The organism is Mediterraneibacter flintii, from assembly GCF_055387595.1.
In genome coordinates this window covers 1188098-1207212 of the sequence record NZ_AP031405.1, presented here as the reverse complement: position 1 = coordinate 1207212, position 19115 = coordinate 1188098, and the positions used below count along the sequence as shown (strand labels likewise).

Below are 19115 nucleotides of genomic sequence, written 5' to 3'. Positions count from 1 at the left end.
CACGCAGCAGTCTGCATCTCTTATTATCCGTCGAATATTTATATAGCTTGCTATAATCTTCTTTATCTTTTTGCCTCAATTGCACTGCTGATGTCCTTCACCATCGCCTCTACCGCTGCCCTGGAAGCATCTCCAAAGTTCTGCGCGCCATATTTTGCATATGCTTCCTGCTTATACGCTGCAATGATACCACGAGAAGAATTTACGATTGCTCCAAGACCGTCCGCATTGAAAAAGTGTACTAAATCTTTTCCCTGTCCGCCCTGAGCGCCATATCCTGGAACTAAGATATACGCTTTTGGCATAATCTCTCGCAGAACTTTTCCCAATTCAGGATAGGTTGCACCTACAACAGCGCCGATATAGCTGTATGCATCACCCATGCATTCTTCTCCCCACTCCGCTACTTTCTCTCCAACTAACTCATAAAGCGGACGTCCTTCTATCAGGCGATCCTGAAACTCCCCGCTGGAAGGATTAGACGTCTTCACCAAAATAAACAGACCTTTCTTTTCCTTTTTACACACGTCAACAAACGGGTTCACGCCGTCTGAACCAAGGTACGGATTCACAGTCACAAAATCTTCCCCGAACGGAGTAAATTCGTTTCCTCTTATGTTTACCCTGCCCAGGTGCCCTGTCGCATAAGCGGCAGAAGTAGAGCCTATATCCCCTCTTTTTATATCTCCGATCACAACCAGATCCTTTGATTTACAATAGTCTACTGTTTTCTTAAATACTTCCATACCTGGAATTCCAAACTGTTCATACATAGCAATCTGGGGCTTTACTGCCGGTATCAAATCATATGTCTTATCAATGATTTCTTTATTAAATTGCCATACTGCCTGTGCAGCACCCTCAAGAGTCTCTCCAAATTCTGCAAATGCAGCTTCCTGTATATGCTCTGGAATATAATTCAACATCGGATCCAGCCCGACTACAATCGGCGCTCCCGTCTTTTTAATCTTTTCCACTAATTTGTTAATCATGCTTTTTCCTCTTTCTCTTTATGTTTTTGGTGCTTTTTGCAGCACAAAATTACTTATTTATTATCATAACATAAAATTGTCTGATATTGCACATATTATATTCAAGATAATTCAAATGCTCCTGTGTAAAGCTGATAGTATTTGCCTCGTTTTTCAATTAATTCCTCATGGCTTCCTCTCTCTATGATTCTACCCAGCTCCAATACCATAATCACATCTGAATTCTGAACAGTAGACAATCTGTGTGCAATCACGAATACAGTTCTTCCCTGCATCAGAGAATCCATTCCCCTCTGTACAATCGCCTCCGTTCGGGTATCTATAGACGAAGTCGCTTCATCCAGTATCATAACTGGCGGATCTGCCACCGCGGCACGTGCAATGGAAATCAACTGCCTCTGTCCCTGAGAGAGTCCACTTCCATCACCGGAGAGCACTGTGTCATACCCATCCGGCAGCATGCGGATAAAGCTGTCTGCATTGGCAAGCTTTGCCGCTGCAATACACTCCTCCTCTGTGGCATCCAGCTTCCCGTATCTGAGATTTTCCATCACAGTTCCAGTAAATAAATTTACATCCTGAAGTACAATTCCAAGAGAACGCCTCAAATCGGATTTTCTGATTTTGTTGATATTAATGCCGTCATATCGGATTTTGCCGTCCGCAATGTCATAAAAACGGTTAATCAGATTCGTAATCGTTGTCTTACCTGCACCGGTAGCGCCTACAAATGCCACCTTCTGTCCTGGCTTCGCATACAAGGTAATGTTGTGCAGTACCACTTTATTTTCTTCGTAGCCAAAGTCTACATCGAACATCTGCACTTCACCTTTTAATTCCGTATAAGTCAGAGTTCCGTCCTCATGTGGATGCTTCCACGCCCATAATCCTGTCCGTTTATCTGCCTCCATCAAAATACCATCTTTATATTGCGCATTTACCAATGTCACATAACCGTTATCTTGTTCGCTCACTTCATCAATAAGCTCAAAGATACGTTTTGCCCCTGCCAGTGCCATTATAATTGCGCTTAACTGCTGGGAAACCTGCCCGAGAGGCTGGATAAAGCTGCGGGATAACTGTAAAAAGGAAGCAATCATTCCAAGAGAAAGAACTCCAAGCCCTGTCAGGCTGACATTCACTAGTCCTGCAATTCCCATTGCTCCTCCTACTATGGCGACCATCACATACAGCACATAGCCTAAATTATTCATCGCTGGCATCAAAATATTTGCATAAGTAAATGCCTTAGACGATTGTTCGCAAAGCGCTTCATTTTTTGCATTAAATTTCTCTTTTGCTTTCTCTTCATAGCAAAAAACCTTTACAACTTTCTGCCCGTTAATCATTTCTTCAATATAGCCGTTGACCTCCCCGATCGCCTCCTGTTGGCGTACAAAATATTTCCCGCTTTTTCCTGCAATCCCAGAAACAACTTTCATAATTACTACAATCAGAATGACTACAAATAAGGTTAGCCATATACTGATCGAAAGCATTGCAAAAAATACGGCTACAATCGTAATAATAGAAGAAAAAAGCTGCGGAACACTCTGAGAAATCATCTGCCTCAAAGTATCTGTATCATTTGTATAATGGCTCATTACATCCCCATGGGAATGTGTATCAAAATATTTAATCGGTAATGTCTGCATATGGGAGAACATTTCATCTCTGATCTCTTTTAAAATCCCCTGCGATATTACCGCCATTGTCCGGCTGTAAAATAAAGACGCCAGTATCCCAATTAAATAAATTCCCGCCAGTATTATCAATACGTGAAACAAGGCGGAAAATCCTGGTGAAGCGTCCGAAAGAAGCGGCGTGATATAGTCGTCTATAAGCACCTGTAAAAACAAGGACGCCGCCACCATTGCACCTGCATTTAAGGCAATACAGATCAATACAAATATGAAACGTTTTTTATAGTCCTTCAGATATGACATAAGACGTTTTAATGTCTTTAAATCTAACTGCTGTCCTTTGTTCTTATTCATCCTTGCCGCCTCCTTTCTGCTGTGATTCGTATACTTCACGATAAATTGCATTATTTTTGACCAGCTCTTCGTGGGTACCGATACCACTGATTTTTCCATCATCCATCACAATAATTCTGTCCGCATCCTGTACAGAGGATATTCTCTGTGCAATAATGATTTTTGTCGTATGCGGAATTTCTTCGAGAAATGCTTTTCTTATCATGGCATCTGTCTTTGTATCCACAGCACTCGTAGAATCATCTAAAATCAATATTTTCGGTTTTTTTAGAAGCGCCCTTGCTATACACAGTCTTTGCTTCTGTCCTCCCGAAACATTTGTGCCTCCCTGCTCAATATATGTGTCATATCCATCAGGGAAACCTGCTATAAAATCATCTGCCTGAGACAGCTTACATGCATGCCTGATTTCTTCCTCTGTAGCATGCTCATTTCCCCATCTCAAATTTTCCTTGATTGTACCAGAAAACAGTTCATTTTTTTGCAGCACCATGGCCACATTGTCCCTCAGAACTTCCAGATCATACTCTCTGACGTCTCTTCCTCCAACTTTTAGCTCTCCTTCTGTCACATCATACAGGCGAGGAATCAACTGTACTAATGTAGATTTGGAAGTTCCGGTTCCCCCGATAATTCCTATCGTTTCTCCGGATGAAATTTTTAAATGTATATCATCCAGGCATTTTTTATGCGCCTTATTCGAGTAACTAAATGAAACATGTTCAAATTCGATTGAGCCGTCCGGCACCTCCATTACTGGATTGCTGCCATTTTTCAAATCACTTTCTTCTGTCAGCACCTCCGCAATTCTTTCTGCCGATGCTTTGGACATAACAATCATAACAAATACCATAGAAAGCATCATCAAGCTCATTAAAATCTGCATTGTGTACGTAATCAGACTCATCAATTCTCCTGTACTTAAACCAGTGTTTGGATTTCCGCCGCTTGATACAATCGCCTTCGCGCCAAACCAAGACAGCAGAATCAGACAGACATACATACAGAACTGCATAAGAGGCATATTAAATGCAAGCATTTTTTCTGCTTTAGAAAAATCTTTATATATCTGTGCAGAAATACTTCCAAATTTCTCCCGTTCGTAATCTTCTCTCACAAATGATTTGACAACCCGAATCCCTCTCAGATTCTCCTGTACAACATTGTTCAGCTTATCATATGTTTTAAATACCCTTTTAAAAATCGGATGCACACGTGTCATAATTACATACAGTCCGATACCAAGAATTGGAATACATCCTACGAATATTAAAGAAAGCTGCGCGTCTACCTTAAAGGCACAAAACAAAGAAAATACCAGCATAAATGGAGAACGTATCGCCATTCGGATAATCATCTGATATGCCATCTGCACATTTGTCACATCTGTAGTCAGTCTTGTCACAAGACTAGATGTAGAAAATTTATCAATATTTGAAAACGAAAAATTCTGCACATTATAGTACATATCTTTTCTTAGGTTTTTCGCAAATCCTGCTGAAGCGTATGCTGCTGCCTTTCCAGCCCCGACTCCAAAAAAGAGGGATAAAAAAGCTGCCACTAAAAGCGCCAGTCCCATCTTCCATATATATCCCATATCCCCTTTTTCAATTCCATAATCAATCAAATTTGCCATCAGAAGCGGAATAACTACTTCCATTACCACTTCCAGTGCAACCAGAATCGGCGCTTGAATGGATTCTTTTTTATATTCTCGTATACTCCTGGATAAAATTTTTACCATAGCTGCTCCTCCTGTTCTACATTTTTCTTCAGCCTTTCCAAGTAAGAATAAAATTGTTTCAGTTCTTCTTTCGAAAATCCTTTAATTATCTGTCTTTCAATCCGTTCGTGTCCTTCCTCCATCTCCTCTGCCATCTTTATTGCTTTTTCTGTCAATACCAGCTTCTTCAATCGTGCATCTGTATGCACATTTTCGCGGACAATCAGCCCTTTTTCAACCATCAGGTTTACAACCTTAGACGCCGTAGAACGGGTCACATGAAATTCTGATTCCAGATCTTTTTGATAGATGTCCTTCTCTCTATTTTCCCACAGATAGCCAATAATCCATCCATTAGATCCAGTCACTTGAACGAGACGTTCCTTATTTATACTGTTGTCAATAAACCTTTTGATTAAATTATCCAGGGCTCTTATCTCCATACCCACATATTTTTTCTTCATTTCTTCTCCTAGTTCAGCAGATCGCATTTTTCGCTTATTTTGTTGTATATCAAACTGTACGAAATCAAACTGTTTGACATACAACATTTTAAAACCATAAATAATAAATGTCAAGAGAAAAAATTATAAAGTTAATTGACGAAAACGATCCGCGCAAGAGGGAGTGTATTGCAACGTTCGTCAGGGCTTCGCCGGAATTCCTCACTTTTGCAACACACTCCCTCGCTTACACTTTCGCCAGCTTAAATTTATATATTACATTCCATACTGAAAAATACATCTTCTTCTATCTCTCTGAAACCGTTTTTCTTATAAAACTCATATGCCGAAGCTGTCCTTTTCGTACGCAAGGTTATTTTCTTATAGTTCTTTTTTCTGCCATATGCTCTTAACATTTTTAAAAATAAGGAACCCGCACCTTTTCCCTGGCAGGAGGAGCGAATACAAAAATCATCTATACAGTATTCTGTTCCATTAAACCAATGTTTCAACCTGCCTAATGACACTCCTACTAATTCATTCCCTTCATACAGTCCCAATGCCAAAGAATTTACGTTCCCTATTACGTCCAAAATATAAAGATGAAATATTTCTTCATCATCCCAATTATCATACCAGGGATCAACTGCAAACGCATCTTTTATTATCTCCATAATTTCTTTTTCATTCTGCATATTCAATTGTCTGATTTCCATTTCATAAATGCCTCCTTATCACATGTATATCATTTAGAAATATTGTACTTCATCTATCTTATTTGGAATGTTTTTATTATAGCATAATACATACAGAACTTCTTTCATTTTCTATGGCTGAAAAACTATGTTAAAAATTAAATTTAGGGGTTTACAAAATAGTTCGATTATGATAAGATATTTTCTGTCGGGCGGAAGTGGCGGAATGGCAGACGCGCTAGATTCAGGTTCTAGTGGGAGTTAATCCTGTGAGAGTTCAAGTCTCTTCTTCCGCATTTCATCAATAAAGTGATATGCTTTTTATAGTAGATATTAAAAATCCTAATTCTTTTTTAAAGAATTAGGATTTTTTGTACAAATAGCAATATAAAAATTCCTTAACTCGTCATTAGACTTCGCTGCCCCGCTGTTTTCTCTTTTGTATCTGTGATTATCATTCCCTCTTGCACATTCGTCATGCCTTTTGCCTATGTGATTTAACTCTTATAATTCCGGTTCCTGCAATACATAACAGTCCGCCATAGAGCAATATACTCCACATACTATTCTCATCCCCTGTATGCGGGGATTTTTTTGTTTCCTTGTCCTTTATAGAATCAGCGGTCTGCACCAGAGTCTCTTTCTGTGCGTCTCCGCCGCCGTCATTGCCACTCTCCTGTGGATTTGTTTCATCTGGAGCGCCTTCTACCGCAAAAGCAGTCTTCTTTTCTATCGTCTGCGCAGTTGTCCAGCCTCCGTCAGACTCCTCATAAATCTGATAGTCAAATTCTACGGTGAGCACATACTCCCCTGGCTCAAGTCCTTCTGTTGTCTCCTCTATCGTAAAAGGACCGTCCTCCTGCCAGAACCCGTTCCTTATCCCAGCCGTATCCTTTGTAATCTCCCATCTGGCCGGAAGGTAACGGACAGCACCTTCGCCCGGTGCGTCATTGTCCAAGCCCGAACCTTCTGCCTCCACACGAATCACACTGTCTTTTGCATAGCTCTGCCCCTGTTCCATACCCTTTATCCCGTATCCTGCGCCCTCGAGGGTAACCGGAGAGTCAGTTTTTAAAATTACCGGATTCGTCAGGAATATCCGCCCTTCTATCACCGCTTCCTGTACAGACTCTTCTCCTAACCACTCTGCTCCCGGCACCCCTTCTTCTTTCGCCATATCCGTAAGGCAGCTCAGCACTTCCGGAAGATACTGCGCCAACAGGCCATCTGCCAGCGGAGCATATTGCGGCGGCAGGCTATCTGCATTTGTTCCGCCAAAAATGGTATTTCTGTTCAACTGTTCCACACGTATCCCAAATGAGAGCGCTTCATCAAAGAAAACGGGATCCTCCGCCAGTTCTATCTTCACACAGCCGATTCCGTATTCTTCAAGCCTCTCGTCCACTACGTAGGAAATACTTTCCACCTGCTCTTTTCCGCTTACTATCTCAAACGAAACCTCGCGGGAAGATGGCACTCCGTTCAACTGCTCTGCCGCTTCCTGAGCGAATATGTCAAACAGATTCATCATTTTCCAAACCCTTCCGTAATCTGTACCGCTTTTTACATCCCAGTCCAACAGTGGTATATAGACAGTCCCTCCCGGACGGTACGCATTCATGTCCTCCACCAGTTCCCCTGTTTCTTCATTCAGACGGTACAGCATAATGGTTTCCGGTACGGCCAGTTCTGTGTCCGCGTCTTTTAACGTAATTTCCATATCCCATATGCCTTCTATTTCGTCAGAAGGCGCTATCCGCACACCCGAGCCGTCAGAAAATTCCAAATCCAAATCCCAATTCTCGTCATCTACGCCCGAATTTTCTGTATTCTTAGTTTCGCCCCCCCCAGTGTTCTGAAACTGTTCTGTAGACAGGCCAACCTGTTCGCCTGCCCCTTCTTCCGTATACGGCGCTGCGAAAGCCGCTACAGTCTGCGCGCCCATTATGCCAATTGCCAGGGCAGAGGCGAAGAGTATCTTGTTCGAGCGTTTCATTTATGTATTCTCCTTTTCTTTTTTACTGAAATCCGTCAAGAAATATTGATTTCAGTATACTTGAACTCCGCGGAAAAAGCAAGCACCTTTTCCTCTTTCCTAATCCTCCAATTCCTTACAATATTCTTCCAGATTTTTCAGCACTTTCTTATTTAGCCTCTCTGCCGCCTGTTTTGTCATACCGGAGGATTTCTTCTGGCAATTTACATTTTCATACCTTAAAAGCGTTTCCTCTCCTACGCCCATGAGAGTATCACAGAAATACCAAGTATTTTTCTTTTCCAGCCATTTTTTCAGCGCCTCTGGTTCATAGCATGGGCTGAGCGCCGTATTAAACAGGATTTTATTCTCCCCCATCTGTTCGAACTCTTTTTCATAGAGAAGTGTAACATTCTTACTTAGGCAGCTGCAGATTACATTACAGCCTGTAAGCAGTTCCTCCAAATTGCAGTATGTATATCCGTTTTTCGTCTCTATTTCTTCCTTTCTCGACCGGCTATAATAGTAAATATCTGCTCCTAGGAAGGAAAGCACGCGTGCTACTGCCTGTGCACTTGCTCCCATTCCCAGTATTCCTACTTTCACTCCGGATACTTCCGAGCACTCTCCCAGTAAGGGAGCATGTCCGTCCATTCCATGAAGTCTGCCGATTAGCTTTGCCGCCACATATTCTGCCACCCCTTCGTCACCGTAGTCATGGATACCCGTCACCTTTATTCCATGTGCTCTTGCATATGCAATGTCTACATTAGAACTCGTTTCTGAATATAAGCTGCAGCACATTCCAATGTATTTGACATTCGGACACGCAGATAAAATTTTTGCCCCTATGGTACGATTATAACTTACAAACACAGCGTCCGCATCTGCGATTCGCCGGATAATCTCTGCGTCATCCTCCGGTTCCGTATCATAAAACACAACCTCCTCACAATATGCCCTGACTGCTTCTTTCCCTTCCGGTAAAAAAGATACCGGTTGAATTGCCACTAATTTTTTCACCTTTTTTCTTTTCATCTCTTTTCCTCCTTTTCCTCCTCTTTTTTCTTCACTACAACATCCGACTTTAAAATATCTGCAAGAAGTCCTCTTGCCTCTTTCTTGATCTTCACCAACGGTGTTTTTGCTTTATGACACTCATTGATAAAGCCAAGAATTCCAAAACAGACGAAGCCTGCTATTTTCCGCGGAGAATACTTTAATTCCAGATTTGCTTTCTGAATTCTGCTTGTATGAAGTTCTACCGTATCCAGGACAATATTATAAAATGCAAATGCAAGATACGGGTTTCTATCCGGATTAGTGTGTTGAAAGAACTCAAACCTGTCGTAATAAATAGAGAGAATACTGTCCAATACATTAATATATCCTATCACCAAATCCCGATTGGGGTTATTCTCCTTCTGCCTGCGCCGGTAATCTATAGTACCGATCTCCGTCATATCTGCGAAAATCTCATCTACCAGTGCATACTTATCACTGTAATGGGAATAAAATGTAATACGGCTTATATCTGCCCTTTTACATAATTCTGTAATAGAAATCTGTTCAAATGGAACCTCCATGAGAAGCTCTACAAGAGTATCTTTCAGATTTCTCTTTGTCTTTCTGATACGTTTGTCTTCCATTTCCTTACATATTCTCCAATCTGTATAATTAGCTTACATTTTCAAATTATTGTTTCTTGTTATTAAATATACATTTTGCTATAATTTTAACACCTGTTAAAATAACATTCAACCTGTAAGGTTATAGAAAACTTTAATTAAAGGAAGATTGAACATGCCAAAAATTGCCATTATGACAGACAGCAACAGTGGGATTATGCCACAGGAAGGAAATGCACAGGGAATTCATGTCATTTCCATGCCCATTCTGATAGACGGGCGTACTTACTATGAGGGATATGATATTACTCCCGCAGAATTTTATGAAAAGCTTTCACAGGGCGCTTCCGTAACAACCTCACAGCCTTCGCCTGGAGAAGTCACTCAGATGTGGGATTCCTTATTAAAATCGTATGAAGAGATCGTATTTATTCCTATGTCCAGCGGACTTTCAAATTCCTGCCAGACTGCCTCTGTACTCTCACAGGAGGAGCCTTATAATGGAAAAGTACATGTCGTTGATAATCATAGAATTTCCATTACGCAGGAACAGTCCGTATACGACGCAAGGTTTCTTGCCGAATCTGGCGCCGGCGGAAAAGAAATCAAACAGCTTCTGGAAGCGGAAAGCTTAGACGCAAGTATTTATATCGCTGTTGATACACTGGAATACTTAAAAAAGGGCGGACGTATTACAGCAGCGGCAGCGGCTATAGGAACTGTGCTGAACTTAAAGCCTGTGCTCACCATACAGGGAGACAAGCTGGACGCCTGCTCTAAAACAAGGGGAATGAAGGCTGCATTTAAGGCAATGTGCAAAGAAGTACAGAAGGATTTAGATACCCGTTTTGCCGAACTGCATAAGAAAGGACTTATACAGGCTGGAATTGCAACTACGTTGATGGAAGAAGAAAAGCTCTCTTATTTTAAATATGAGATGAAACAGCATTTTCCAGATATGGAATTAAAGTCCGCGCCTCTGACAATGAGTATCGGGTGTCATACCGGCCCGGGAGCTGTAGGAATCGGTATTTTCCGCACACACCTCTAATAAAAATAACTATCGATTCCACACGTTCTTCTAGTTTTCACTTGTTTGCCGTGTAATTTTATACTATATCACCAAAAAAGACGTTTCAAAACCGAATGTCCTATCGGTTTTGAAACGTCTTTATGCTTTCGATTATTTCTACACATATCCTCCGTAGCCGCCGCCATAGCCGCCACAACACATTCCACTTCCTCCACAGCATAAGTTGCAAAGCAGGTTTGCCACGCACAATTTCACACAGCAGCTACTGTCAAAAGAGCCCGGATATCCGTACATAGACTGCCTCTGCTGGTACCATGTACCTCCTCCCTGGAGCCTGTCAAGCAACATCTGGTACTGCATATTGCCAGGCTCCAGCCGCACTGCCTCTTTTGCATGCTCTACCGCTGTCACATTGTTGCCGACACCCGCATTTGCCGACGCACTATAAAAATACCAAAGTGCACTTCTGTCCTTAATACCATCCAGCACATTTAATGCCTCTTTATAATGTCCACTCTTGATATAATTTGCTGCGGCTCTCATGTGAATGTCCGCTTCGCTTTCATTTGCCTGCTGTCCGGAAAATCCTCCATAACTGCCAAAACCACCGAAGCCTCCATAGCTGCCGAAGCCGCCTGCCCCGTAACTATTATTTTGTGAGGAATATCCTTTTTCCCTCTCATCCATAATCTGCTGATATGCCTGCTGAACCTCTTTGAACTTCGCTTCCGCCTCATCTTTATTCGGATTATTGATATTGGCATCCGGATGATACCGCCGGCTTAGCTTGCGGTATGCTTTCTTCACATCTTCGTCCGAAGCGTCCCTTTCTACGCCTAAAACACTGTATGGATCTCTCATCTTTTCTCCCTCTCATCTAAAGCCCGACAGGCTTTCAGCTCTTTTTAATAAACGTCGCACCGCACTTCGGGCAGCGTATCTCAATCCTTCCTTTTCCCTTAGGAATACGTATCTTTTGCTTACAATCCGGACATTTATATATGTGATATACCTTTCTTTGTTTCCACATACTCTTCTGACCCTTGAAAAAATTACGGATTTTAGATGTTTTTGCCAGGAATGCCTGATTTTCTCCATATCGTTTAGTAACATTCTTAGAAAACATCCGGAAATAGCAGTAAATGACAAGCAGCCATCCAAGGATATACAAAACACCTCCTGCCGCCCCGTCTGCAAACATAGCAGAGACAAATACTACTACAAGGCCTGCGACAAGCAGAAACTTAGAAAACGAATCCACTCCATATCTTCCCTGCATAAACCGTATCAATTTTTCTTTCATCTTCATCCATCCTCAATTTCTGTATACATTTCCCCTCTAGCTTTAGACAGAACTTTTCTCTATAACAGCCGCTACACTGTTAAGGAAAGGGGATTTAACTTACATGAGAAATATTTTCCTCTGTTTTGTCTGTAATGTCAAGAAATCCTTTATAAAATTCTTATAAAGTAGTAACAGTTTAGCCCGCGCCATTCGTAAAACCGCCCTGCGGCATAGTATTTTCTCCGCATCCATTCTATTCCTCTATATTGAGTATGTTATTGCAGATTTCATCCGTTATCAGATATACGATTCTGGAATCTTGTATCATCACATAACGATTTCCATCTCCGTCTTCCTTCCCTATATAGAGTGTCAGCAGTTCTTCCTCCCCATCCTGGGTATACACTGCCTCCACTGTGATCCGCGACGCTTCGTCCAGTCCGTACTGCGGCAGATCTGCATCCTCTGCCGAATAATCCGCGGCGGTATCCAGGCTGACTGCGCCAAGGCCACCTGCCACAGCCGCAATATTCTCTGCGTCGTCTTCGTTTTCTGCATCATAAACCGTTATTTCTTCGCCTTGCGTAATTGTCTCTTTCTTCAAATTACCGCTTCCGATATTCGGATAATCGTCAAACTGCGCCATGTCATCCAACGTATATTCCAGATCGGCAAGCACGCTGCTGTTCACCGTGTAAACCTCTTCCGTATCGTTCACAGTCACATAATAGGCGTCCTGCGTTTCATTTCCAAAATATATAGCTGTTGTATTTCCAGCGGAGTCCGTGAGCTCCACTGTATATACTGGTTCATCCAATCCGTAATCCTCCAGGGAGTCCCCATTCTCCAGTTTTCTCAGCGCCTCCAGCTTTCCAAAGGTCGAAGCCATCTGTTCCGGATAGCTCTGCATCAGAGGGAATTCTTTATCCGTACTATAGTACCAGGTATCCCCGTCTTTCTCAAATGTAAAATCTCCCTGACCTACATTGTAGCGAATACTGCTTACCTCTTCTATATCCGTTACATATATTTTTTCTGATGCTTCTTTTTCTGTTTCCTTTTCCTCCTGCTTTTTGTTAAAAGACTGCAGTGTAAAATACACCAGCAGCAATACTATAAAAACAGCCAGAAGTATAATCAGTCCTTTCTTTTTCTTCATCTGCTGCCTCCTTTGCTATGCTTTTCTTCTGCGGAACCATACAATAAATCCGCTTACCAGCACTGCCAGCGGGATTCCAAAAATAACCAACAGACTGAACCACCCTCCGTACTGTATGGTATTATACTCTACCGTAAGGCTCTTTGGTTCGATCGACAGGTTCTGCACTCCTTCAAAGTTTTCCGTCACTGCATTTATAAACAATGTTGTATTGTCCAGCTGTGTCAATGTGTCGGTAATCTGCGCATCGATCATGCTTGCCGCTGAAATCACAGTCAGCCTGCTCTCCTTTTTCTCTGTATCTGTGGTCTCATCAGAATCTTCCGTCTCATTGTCCGAATCCTCTGCATCTTCTTCGGTGCTCACTTCCTCTGTTGCCACAGCTCCAAGAACATAGCTGCCCTGCTCCTGATTTTCTTCTGTCACTGCATACGCCTCATCTGACGTCTGCATGAACGGTACTACAGAGATCGTTTCCCTCTCCGGATCTTCTAAGGTAAGTCCGTGTGTGTTGATAAGGAGCACCATCTGAGAGGAAATACCGTCTGCCATATCCCCGCTTAAAGAAAGCTCCGGAAAGATATAGTAAGCATTTCCCTGATAACATCTCTGCGGATCTGCAATGTAGCCGTCTGTCATCTCCATTCCGTATGTTTTCATAACCGCAGTAATATTAGGCAGCTCTTCACTGGTTGTATCTCCAAGAACAAGCATCACCTTTCCGCCTTCTGCCAGGTAATTTTCAACCGCCTCTTTTTCATCCTCTGTCAGATCTGTCGCCGGCGCGTACATAAGCAATAAATCACAGTCTTCCGGAATCTCCGGATTCATTAGCAGATTTAGCTCTGTCCTCGTATAATTATTTTTGTCCATCAGATCCGATATGGTAGAGGATATATCTGCTTCCCCATGCCCAGTCGTTGTATAGATCACCTGGTTCGTATCGTTTGTTACATACCCCACAGCGCTAGTAAGCTGTCCTTCTCCGTCAAACTCTGATTCTGAGGCGCTTCCCGTATAATAATAGGAATACATATCTGTCACAATAATATCACTAAATGCGATATTCGTCGTTTTCCCAGTGTCCTCACATTCTACGACAATCGTATTTTCATCCACTCCATACTCTGTCAGCGCGGACGGATGCAGTACCGGATCAATCCACTCTACACTGATTTTATCGGAAAGTGCGGCATATTTACTTAAAAATGTTTTGATTCTGTCATCGGCCTCTTCTTTGACGGAGAGCACCGTCATCTTTACGTCCTTATCCAGGCTTTGCAGCAGCTCCTTGCTTATATCTGATATGTCATAAATATTAGTACTGCTTACATCCAGATTCCTGTAGCTTTCCGGTATCTGACCTGCCACCAGGTTTACCACTACTACGATAGCTATGACAACCGCTGTCACCGCTACACTATACGTCCCCTGTTTTGTCCCCGCTGTTTTAAATAATGCTTTCATCTTTTCCACGGTTTTATGCCTCCTAACTCCAACGTCTTTTCTGAATTGCCTGTATAGTCAAAAATACAAATACAGCGATGATGGACAGATACAACACAATTCCCGTGACATCTACAATCTGATTGGATGCAACATCTGTAAACACATCTGCCAGAGCCAGTCTTCCCAGCAGCTTTGTCAGAAGATTTTCATACAAACTGGATTTTACGATATACAGAATAATCCCTGCGGCAGCGCCGACAGCCTCTATTGCCGCTGCAAGCATCCAGTTCGCAGTCATATGATAGATATAAAATACAAGCAGTGTCAGAACAAGCAGCACGCCCACCAGCCCGCTGATCGCAGAGCTAGGAAGCATAGACAGAATGCCGTCCCACAGATACAGTGCAAGCAGTATCCCGAATGTACTGATAAATGCAATAATCTGGCTCTCTGTCAAAGCAGACAGAAACATTCCGATAGCTGTATAGACACAGCCCAGCAGGAAGAATAAAGCGATCGAAATATAATCCACCTTCAGATATGCATTTCCCTGTGATTTTATAATAAGCGGGAATAGGCAGAAAATGATATTGGGTACCGCAAGAACTGTCACCATAGACAGATATTTTCCCATGACGATTTTCCCCAAGCTGACTGGGGCAGTCAAAAGTAATTGGTCGGTCTTATTCTTCCGTTCTTCCGAAAAACTTTTCATGGTGATTAAGGGGATTCCTACAAGAAATACAATCAAAGCTCCAGACAGCGTATACGAAAAATACGGATACCCGTATGTCAGATTATACGCCATAAAATAAATCCCTGTATATGCTACAAGAAATGCGATAAATACACATCCTGTCATAGATTGGAAATAAGCCTTTACTTCCCGTTTATAAATCGCCAGCATATTCTGTTTCCTCCCTTTCTTCCATCTCTTGTAGTTTCGTTATGTTTTCATTCTGCGTCAGCTCCATGAAAACAGTTTCCAGACTGACATGCTCTGTTTTCAGTGTCAAAAGAGGAACCTTCTGTTCTGCAAATGCCAAAAATACGTTCTCCCGTATGTCTTTTCCATCTCGCGGAAGCAGTCTTGCATAGGTAATTCCGTCTGTCTGCTTCTTCACAGACGATTCTTTTATGTCCTGTATATCCTTTAGTACTTCCCTCACCCTGGAGGCTTCCGCTTTTGTCTCAATTTCCACTGCTTCACTGCTGTTCATCCTGTGTTCCAAGTTATCCGGCGTATCGCTCGCCACCAATTTTCCTTTGGAGATAATCAGAATATAGTCGCATACCTCTCTTACCTCTGCCAGTATATGAGAGCTTAAAATTACGGTATGCTTCTTCGCCAGGCTCCGGATTAGCTCCCGAATCTCAATAATCTGTTTCGGATCCAGCCCAACAGTCGGTTCGTCTAATATGATAATATCCGGAAAGCCCAAAATAGCCTGTGCAAGCCCTACTCTTTGTCGGTACCCCTTAGACAGATTTTTTATCAGACGCCTCTTTACCTCCAATATCTTTGTAAGCTTCATAACCTCCTCAATGCTGCTTTCTCTTTTTTCCTTCGGTATCCCTTTTAATTCTGCCGCAAATTCCAGATATTCTGACACAGTCATATCCATGTAAAGGGGCGGCAGCTCCGGAAGGTATCCGATATGTTTTTTCGCTTCCTCAGGTTCTTTTAAAATATCATGTCCGTTGATAAGCACCTGTCCCTCTGTTGCTCCCAGATAGCCTGTCATAATATTCATCGTCGTGGACTTTCCCGCCCCGTTTGGACCTAAAAAGCCATAAATCTTCCCTTTTTCCATCCGGAAACTGAGATGATTTATGGCTGTATGATTTCCATATTTTTTTACCAGATTCTTTACTTCAATCAAAGCTTTACCTCCCTGATATGTTTTTTCATGCCGCGCAGAACAGGCATACGCTCCCTGCCTGTTCTGTTTATACATGTTATCTAAGGTAACAAACTTTTGTGAAGTTTTTGTGTTATAAATGTGATAGAGTTTTGTGCTTGTCCACTTTGCGCGCAGTGTGCATCCCCCAGAGGGTTTTATTGTGCAGGAAACGAAGTTTCCTACACAACAAGAAGGCTTCGTCACATATTCCAGGAAGCATGGCTGCCCTTTTCATCTTTTCTTATCTCTAGCTTCCACTCTATCTGTTCTTTCAGTTCACTGACATGAGAGATAATTCCCACCATTCCCCGTTCTCCTGCCAGCTGCTTCAATATCTGTATGGCACGTTCCCTTGACTCCTCATCTAAAGAGCCAAACCCTTCATCTACAAACATGGTATCCAATGTAACCGCCCCTGCCGTATTTTGAACAATGTCTGCAAGTCCCAGCGCCATAGCAAGCGCAGCAAGAAACGATTCCCCTCCTGAAAGAGATTTTACATCCCGTACCGCATCATTTACCAGATGGTATACGTCCAGATTCAGTCCCGCCTCTCCTTGATTTTTCAAGTCTTTCAGTTCCCGACACTGTAAGAGGAACTCATTTTCTGTCATCTTTGCCAGGCGCTGATTCGCCGCATTTATAATCTGACGGAAAAACTGCCGCTGTACATACGTTTCAAAATCCAGCTTTGCACTGCCTGAAAGGGAGCCATTCGCTGTGCGGCTTAAGTTTCCCAGCACCTCATATTTCTTTTTCAGCATTTCCAGAAAGGTATACCTCGCCTCCAGTTGTCTGCATACGTCCTCATTTTTTCTTCTTCGGGCATATACGTTTCTTAATCTGTCATCCAGATATTCTTTTCTATCCTCCTTCTCTTTCAAAGCATTTTTGTCCCCACTTATATCTGTCTTTTTTTCCCCTTTCAGTTGAAGCTTCAGGGTTTCCATTTTTGCACAGCACGTCTTTACGTCTGTTTCAAATTGCTGCACACTTCTATTCTTTTCTTCCCAACCGTCTATCCATTTCTTGTCCTTCTGATATGCTTCTTCATCTGGGTAAGCCTGCGCTGTAAGCTCTGTCTCATAGGCACGCTTTTCCTTAGCTATACGCGCCGCGAGCAGTTCCTTTTGCTTTTGCTGTTCTTGTAACTCGCCTTCTTTCTGCCTTCCTTGTTCCTTTAGCTGCTGCCATTCTTTCTTTGCTGCCTCTGCCTGGCCGCGCCGCTGTTCCAATTCCTGTTCTAACGCTTCTAAGCGCTGCCGCACCTCCTCTTCTTTTTCCTCTCCAATCTGTGCTTTTTCTGCATCTAACTGTCCTTTTATCTTCTGAAATGCCTCATATGCTTCCAGCCGTTCTTTCTCTGCTTTGTCTCTTGCCTTTTTTGCCTGCTCTACCTTTTTTTGATCCGGCGCTTTTCCAGAAAGAACTGCCTTCTTTGGGTGGGAAAGTGAACCACATACCGGACAGGGAGCCCCTTCCTCTAAATCCGCTGCTAATATGCCTGCCTGTTCTTTAAAAAACTGCCGGTACACCTCCTCATACGCTTCTGCCTTTTCCCTGCACCATACCAGACATTGTTCCATCTTCTCTCTCTCTTTCTGACAGGCAGTTTTCATCTCCCTGATTCTTTCATAACGCGGAAGCAATGCTGTAAGGGAAGCGATCTGTTCTGTCAGCTGCTTCTCTGCCGGAACAAACTGGCCGCACAGCTCCTCTGCCTTTTTACGCAAAGCTGTCTCTTCTGCCTCCCAGTTTTGCAGCCACACTGTATTCTCCATTATATGTTTATCCAGAAACAGCTCCTGCTCTTTATCTCTTTTATAGAGCTCCTCCTTTCCCCATACCTTCTGCGCACGCGCCCCTCCTTTTGCCTGCTGCTTCAGCTCTTCTATCCGTTCCTTCTGGCTGTCCAGTTTTTGGAGCTGTTCTTCCTCTTTACAAAGCGTGTCGAACAGACGCCCTATTTCTTCTTGCTTCTGAATAAAAATCTGAAGCCTGGTTATCTCTTTTTGAACCTCTCTCAACTCTTCTGCCAGCTTCTTTTCTTCCTCTGTATCATACCTACAGATTTCGTTCAACTGTTTAAGAACCTCTTTTTCGTCGGGAATCTCTTGTTCTAGAAATACCTTCCATCTGTTTTTCTCTTCTTCCAGGCTGCCAAAATCTGGAAATTCTACACGTTCCAGCTCTTTTTTGCAGTCCTGTTCACATTCCTCCAGCGCTGTATATACTTGTTTCGCCTGCTCCTTTAACTCCTCTTGCATCTTCCTGTATAGGGAGGTCTTGAAAATCCTTGAAAAAATCTGCTTTCTCTCTTTTGATTCTGCATGAAGAAGCTTCAAGAAATCTCCCTGTGCAATCATAGCAGTCTGGGTAAACTGTGCTGCATCCAGCCCGATAATTTCTTCAAGCTTCTGGTCAATCTCTTTTTTCTTTCCCTGGTATTCTTCTCCTCCCGGCAAAAGCAGGCTGACCTTAGGCGCTTCTTTCACAAGATGTGTCTTTTTGTCCGGGCGTTTTCTTTTTCCTGCCCGGTAATATTCTGGATTCCTGCGGACTGTATACTCTTCTCCTCTGTAGGAAAAGACAAGCTCTACGTATGTCTGCGCATCTTCCGGCGCATATTGGCTGCGCATCATACTGCCGTCCCTTTCTCCACCGCTTGTTCTGTCATAAAGCGCATACATAATTCCGTCAAAAATCGTTGTCTTCCCCGCCCCTGTATCTCCCGTTATCAAAAATAAACCGCCTGAAATCTGTGTAAAATCTATTGTTTCCTCCTCCGCATAGGAACCAAATGCGGATAAAGTAAGCCTGACTGGTCTCATC

Annotated in this window: 16 protein-coding genes and 1 tRNA gene; 2 read left to right on the top strand and 15 right to left on the bottom strand. The window is 42.7% G+C overall.

Annotation, left to right across the window (positions count from 1 at the left end):
* Positions 1-62 precede the first annotated feature (62 nt).
* The 5 genes from pyrF to ACZ5C4_RS05750 form a co-directional block, all read right to left on the bottom strand.
* Positions 63-992 carry an orotidine-5'-phosphate decarboxylase gene (gene pyrF / locus ACZ5C4_RS05770; protein WP_464520155.1) on the bottom strand — a complete coding sequence of 310 codons (930 nt, stop codon included), beginning with the start codon at positions 990-992 and terminating at the stop codon, positions 63-65.
* A gap of 101 nt (positions 993-1093) precedes the next feature.
* Positions 1094-2989 carry an ABC transporter ATP-binding protein gene (locus ACZ5C4_RS05765; RefSeq protein ID WP_464520154.1) on the bottom strand — a complete coding sequence of 632 codons (1896 nt, stop codon included), beginning with the start codon at positions 2987-2989 and terminating at the stop codon, positions 1094-1096.
* Entirely contained in the window at positions 2982-4733 is a 1752-nt protein-coding gene (locus ACZ5C4_RS05760) for an ABC transporter ATP-binding protein (RefSeq protein ID WP_464520153.1), read from the bottom strand. The genes ACZ5C4_RS05765 and ACZ5C4_RS05760 overlap by 8 nt, the downstream gene beginning before the upstream one ends.
* A complete protein-coding gene (locus tag ACZ5C4_RS05755) occupies positions 4727-5176 on the bottom strand; it encodes a MarR family winged helix-turn-helix transcriptional regulator (RefSeq protein ID WP_464520152.1) in 450 nt (149 codons plus the stop codon). The genes ACZ5C4_RS05760 and ACZ5C4_RS05755 overlap by 7 nt, the downstream gene beginning before the upstream one ends.
* Before the next feature lie 248 nt (positions 5177-5424).
* Positions 5425-5871 carry a GNAT family N-acetyltransferase gene (locus ACZ5C4_RS05750; protein ID WP_464520151.1) on the bottom strand — a complete coding sequence of 149 codons (447 nt, stop codon included), beginning with the start codon at positions 5869-5871 and terminating at the stop codon, positions 5425-5427.
* Between the two features lie 191 nt (positions 5872-6062).
* Here ACZ5C4_RS05750 and ACZ5C4_RS05745 point away from each other — a divergent pair.
* Positions 6063-6146: transfer RNA gene (locus tag ACZ5C4_RS05745), tRNA-Leu, on the top strand.
* Positions 6147-6325: 179 nt separating this feature from the next.
* On the opposite strand, the gene ACZ5C4_RS05740 is transcribed toward ACZ5C4_RS05745, so the two are convergent.
* The 3 genes from ACZ5C4_RS05740 to ACZ5C4_RS05730 all read right to left on the bottom strand — a co-directional run bounded on the left by ACZ5C4_RS05740 (position 6326) and on the right by ACZ5C4_RS05730 (position 9474).
* A complete protein-coding gene (locus ACZ5C4_RS05740) occupies positions 6326-7846 on the bottom strand; it encodes a hypothetical protein (protein WP_464520150.1) in 1521 nt (506 codons plus the stop codon).
* A 99-nt stretch (positions 7847-7945) separates the two neighbouring features.
* Complete coding sequence (locus ACZ5C4_RS05735; RefSeq protein ID WP_464520149.1) at positions 7946-8863, bottom strand: NAD(P)-dependent oxidoreductase; 918 nt, start codon at positions 8861-8863, stop codon at positions 7946-7948.
* Positions 8860-9474, bottom strand: a complete 615-nt coding sequence (locus ACZ5C4_RS05730; RefSeq protein WP_464520148.1) for a TetR/AcrR family transcriptional regulator — start codon at positions 9472-9474, stop codon at positions 8860-8862. The genes ACZ5C4_RS05735 and ACZ5C4_RS05730 overlap by 4 nt, the downstream gene beginning before the upstream one ends.
* Before the next feature lie 154 nt (positions 9475-9628).
* On the opposite strand from ACZ5C4_RS05730, the gene ACZ5C4_RS05725 reads away from it, so the two are divergent.
* Positions 9629-10504 carry a DegV family protein gene (locus ACZ5C4_RS05725; RefSeq protein ID WP_464520147.1) on the top strand — a complete coding sequence of 292 codons (876 nt, stop codon included), beginning with the start codon at positions 9629-9631 and terminating at the stop codon, positions 10502-10504.
* A gap of 138 nt (positions 10505-10642) precedes the next feature.
* On the opposite strand, the gene ACZ5C4_RS05720 is transcribed toward ACZ5C4_RS05725, so the two are convergent.
* The 7 genes from ACZ5C4_RS05720 to ACZ5C4_RS05690 all read right to left on the bottom strand — a co-directional run bounded on the left by ACZ5C4_RS05720 (position 10643) and on the right by ACZ5C4_RS05690 (position 19114).
* Positions 10643-11347: a J domain-containing protein gene (locus ACZ5C4_RS05720; protein ID WP_464520146.1), complete on the bottom strand. Its 705-nt coding sequence runs from the start codon at positions 11345-11347 to the stop codon at positions 10643-10645.
* Between the two features lie 34 nt (positions 11348-11381).
* Positions 11382-11789: a zinc ribbon domain-containing protein gene (locus ACZ5C4_RS05715; RefSeq protein ID WP_464520145.1), complete on the bottom strand. Its 408-nt coding sequence runs from the start codon at positions 11787-11789 to the stop codon at positions 11382-11384.
* 235 nt (positions 11790-12024) lie between these two features.
* Positions 12025-12930, bottom strand: coding sequence for a DUF4340 domain-containing protein (locus tag ACZ5C4_RS05710; RefSeq protein ID WP_464520144.1), 906 nt, complete (start codon positions 12928-12930; stop codon positions 12025-12027).
* 15 nt (positions 12931-12945) lie between these two features.
* Positions 12946-14406 carry a Gldg family protein gene (locus ACZ5C4_RS05705; RefSeq protein ID WP_464520143.1) on the bottom strand — a complete coding sequence of 487 codons (1461 nt, stop codon included), beginning with the start codon at positions 14404-14406 and terminating at the stop codon, positions 12946-12948.
* 13 nt (positions 14407-14419) lie between these two features.
* A complete protein-coding gene (locus ACZ5C4_RS05700) occupies positions 14420-15286 on the bottom strand; it encodes an ABC transporter permease subunit (RefSeq protein ID WP_464520142.1) in 867 nt (288 codons plus the stop codon).
* Positions 15270-16262, bottom strand: coding sequence for an ABC transporter ATP-binding protein (locus tag ACZ5C4_RS05695; RefSeq protein WP_464520141.1), 993 nt, complete (start codon positions 16260-16262; stop codon positions 15270-15272). Before ACZ5C4_RS05695 ends, ACZ5C4_RS05700 begins: the two co-directional genes overlap by 17 nt.
* 221 nt (positions 16263-16483) lie before the next feature.
* On the bottom strand, positions 16484-19114 hold the full coding sequence (locus ACZ5C4_RS05690) for an AAA family ATPase (protein WP_464520140.1): 2631 nt from the start codon (positions 19112-19114) through the stop codon (positions 16484-16486).
* Position 19115: the final 1 nt, after the last annotated feature.